The organism is Methylibium sp. (assembly GCF_031393925.1).
Lineage (GTDB): Bacteria > Pseudomonadota > Gammaproteobacteria > Burkholderiales > Burkholderiaceae_C > Methylibium.
Genome location: NZ_JANMWL010000135.1, coordinates 1 through 2,766, shown reverse-complemented (window position 1 = coordinate 2,766; position 2,766 = coordinate 1). Strand labels below are relative to the sequence as shown.

Here is a 2,766-nt window from a genome sequence, read left to right as displayed (position 1 = left end):
GAAGTTCCGTGAGGCCGCAGCGCGCGGCGAACAGCTGGGACTGACCGAAGACGAGATGCGCTTCTACGATGCGCTGGCCAACAACGAGTCGGCGGTACGTGAGCTGACCGACGAGACGCTAAAGAAGATCGCCCACGAGCTGGCCGAGAACCTGCGCAAGAACCTGAGCGTGGATTGGTCCGCGCGCGAAAGCGTTCAGGCCAAGTTGCGGCTGATGGTCAAGCGCATCTTGCGCAAGTACAAGTACCCGCCGGACAGCCAAGATGCGGCGGTGGAGCTGGTGCTGCAGCAGGCGAAGGCGCTGGGGGAGGCTTGGGCCTGACGTGGGTGTTCGGACGTCGATCAATGTGCGCGCGAGCCCGTTCTCACTGGTGCGAAGGCAGACGACAATGCACGCATGGCTGCACAGCCCTCATCCTCAGCGGCGTTCGGCCAGCAGTGTTGGCGTAAGCCATCAACCTGACCGACCTATTGCGCCCGCTCGGGGCGCCTCAGACTCCCACCCAGCACGTCGCGCCGGCCTCGCCAGCGACAGAAAAAGCGGGTATCAAAGCAGGTATCAAAACAAGGTGCCGCAGCCAACACCCAATGAAATCAATAGGGTAGAGCGCACATGCTGCTGATGATCGACAACTACGACAGCTTCACCTTCAACCTGGTGCAGTACTTTGCCGAACTCGGTGAGGACGTCCGCGTGTTCCGCAACGACGCGATCACGCTCGCGGAGATCGAGGCGCTGCACCCCGAGCGGCTGGTGCTTTCACCCGGCCCGTGTTCGCCGGCCGAAGCCGGCATCTGCGTCGAGGCGATCAGGCACTTTGCAGGCAAGCTTCCGATCCTGGGCGTGTGCCTGGGGCACCAGGCGATCGGCGCGGCGCTCGGCGGGCGCATCGTGCGCTCGCAGGTGCAGATGCACGGCAAGGCCAGCGAGATCGCCACCGACACGCGCGGCGTCTTTCAGGGGCTGCCCGAGCGCTTCAGCGTGATCCGCTACCACTCGCTGGCGATCGAGCGCGAGTCGCTGCCCGCCGAGCTGGAGGTGAGCGCGCGCACCGACGATGGCGAGATCATGGGCGTGCGCCACCGCGAGCTGCCGATCGAGGGCGTGCAGTTCCACCCCGAGTCCATCCTCACCGAGCATGGCCACGCCATGCTGAAGAACTTTCTCGAAGGAGCGCGCTGAATGATCACCGACACCGCCGCCCTGCAGCGCACGATCGAGCACCGCGAGATCTTCCACGACGAGATGCTGCACCTGATGCGCCGCATCATGAGCGGCGAGATGTCGCCGGTGATGATCGCCGCGCTGGCGGTGGGGCTGCGCGTCAAGAAAGAAACCGTCGGCGAGATCGCCGCCGCCGCGCAGGTGATGCGCGAGTTCGCCACACCGGTCGACGTGCCCGACAAGCGTCATTTGGTGGACCTGTGCGGCACCGGCGGCGACGCCGCCCACACCTTCAACATCTCGACCGCCGCGATGTTCGTCGCGGCGGCCGCGGGTGCGCGGGTGGCCAAGCACGGCGGGCGCAGCGTCTCGTCGACTTCGGGCAGCGCCGACGTGCTGGAGGCGCTGGGCGCACGCATCGACCTCACGCCAACGCAGGTGGCTGACTGCCTGAATGAGAACGGCATCGGCTTCATGTTCGCGCCCAACCACCACCCGGCCATGAAGCACGCCGCGCCGGTGCGCAAGGAACTCGGCGCGCGCACGATCTTCAATATCCTCGGGCCGCTCACCAACCCGGCCGGTGCCACCCACCAGCTGATGGGCGTGTTCCACCCCGACCTGGTGGGCATCCAGGTGCGCGTGCTGCAGCGTCTCGGCGCCGAGCATGTGTTGGTGGTCCACGGCATGAACGGCATGGACGAGATTTCGCTGTCGGGCGAGTCGCAGGTCGGTGAACTCAAGGCCGGCGAGGTGCGCGAGTACACCGTTCACCCGAGCGACTTTGGCCTGCCGGTCTACGACATGCGCTCGCTCACGGTCGCGGGCAAGGACGAATCGGTGGCGTGCATCCGCCGCGCCCTTGCCAACGAGGACGGCCCGGTGCGCGACATCGTGTTGCTCAACGCGGGGGCCGCCCTCTACGCGGCCGACGTGAGTGCGTCGGTGCGCGAGGGCGTTCGCCTGGCGCGCGAGGCGGTGGCGTCGGGCAGGGCCGCCGCCAAGCTCGATCAGTTTGTCGCGACCACGCTCGAGCTCGGTCATGAGTGACATCCTCGAGCGCATCGTCGCGGTCAAGCGTGACGAGATCGCGGCGGCGCGTGCGCGGCGCTCGCTGGGTTCGTTGCGCGACGAGGCCGAATCGAGCGACGCGCGCCGCGACCTGCGCGACTTTGTCGCTGCATTGCGCGGGCGCACCGTAGCGGGGCGGGCCGCGGTGATCGCCGAAGTCAAGAAGGCCAGCCCGAGCAGGGGAGTGCTGCGCGAGCACTTCGTGCCGGCCGAGATTGCCGCGAGCTACGCCCTGCATGGCGCGGCGGCGCTCAGCGTGTTGACCGACGAGCACTTTTTTCAGGGCGCTGCCGCCTATCTGCGGCAAGCGCGCGCCGCCTGCGCCTTGCCGGTGCTGCGCAAGGACTTCATGGTCGACGCCTACCAGGTGTTCGAGGCGCGCACCTTGGGAGCCGATTGCATTCTGCTGATCGCCGCTTGCCTGGACGACGCCCGCATGGCGGATCTCGAGGCCACCGCCACGTCGCTCGGCATGGCGGTGCTCGTCGAGGTGCACGACGGCCGCGAACTGGACCGCGCGCTGCGCCTCG

At 67.4% G+C, this 2,766-nt stretch carries 4 protein-coding genes; all 4 read left to right on the top strand.

Annotation, left to right across the window (positions count from 1 at the left end):
* Nucleotides 1-322: type I restriction enzyme endonuclease domain-containing protein (locus RMO12_RS07905; RefSeq protein WP_309638871.1), on the top strand; the 322-nt coding region annotated here is incomplete at its 5' end.
* 291 nt (nt 323-613) lie between these two features.
* Nucleotides 614-1,183 carry an aminodeoxychorismate/anthranilate synthase component II gene (locus tag RMO12_RS07900; protein WP_309624123.1) on the top strand — a complete coding sequence of 190 codons (570 nt, stop codon included), beginning with the start codon at nt 614-616 and terminating at the stop codon, nt 1,181-1,183.
* On the top strand, nt 1,184-2,215 hold the full coding sequence (gene trpD / locus RMO12_RS07895) for an anthranilate phosphoribosyltransferase (protein ID WP_309638870.1): 1,032 nt from the start codon (nt 1,184-1,186) through the stop codon (nt 2,213-2,215). It abuts the gene before it with no gap.
* Nucleotides 2,208-2,766, top strand: a 559-nt coding sequence (locus RMO12_RS07890) for an indole-3-glycerol phosphate synthase TrpC (protein WP_309638869.1), incomplete at its 3' end; no start/stop codon positions are given. The genes trpD and RMO12_RS07890, both read left to right, overlap by 8 nt.

Excerpts from the sequence above, each read along its gene's own strand:
- RMO12_RS07900 (WP_309624123.1), top strand. The coding sequence starts at position 614 with ATGCTGCTGATGATCGACAACTACGACAGCTTCACCTTCAACCTGGTG.
- trpD (WP_309638870.1), top strand. The coding sequence starts at position 1,184 with ATGATCACCGACACCGCCGCCCTGCAGCGCACGATCGAGCACCGCGAG.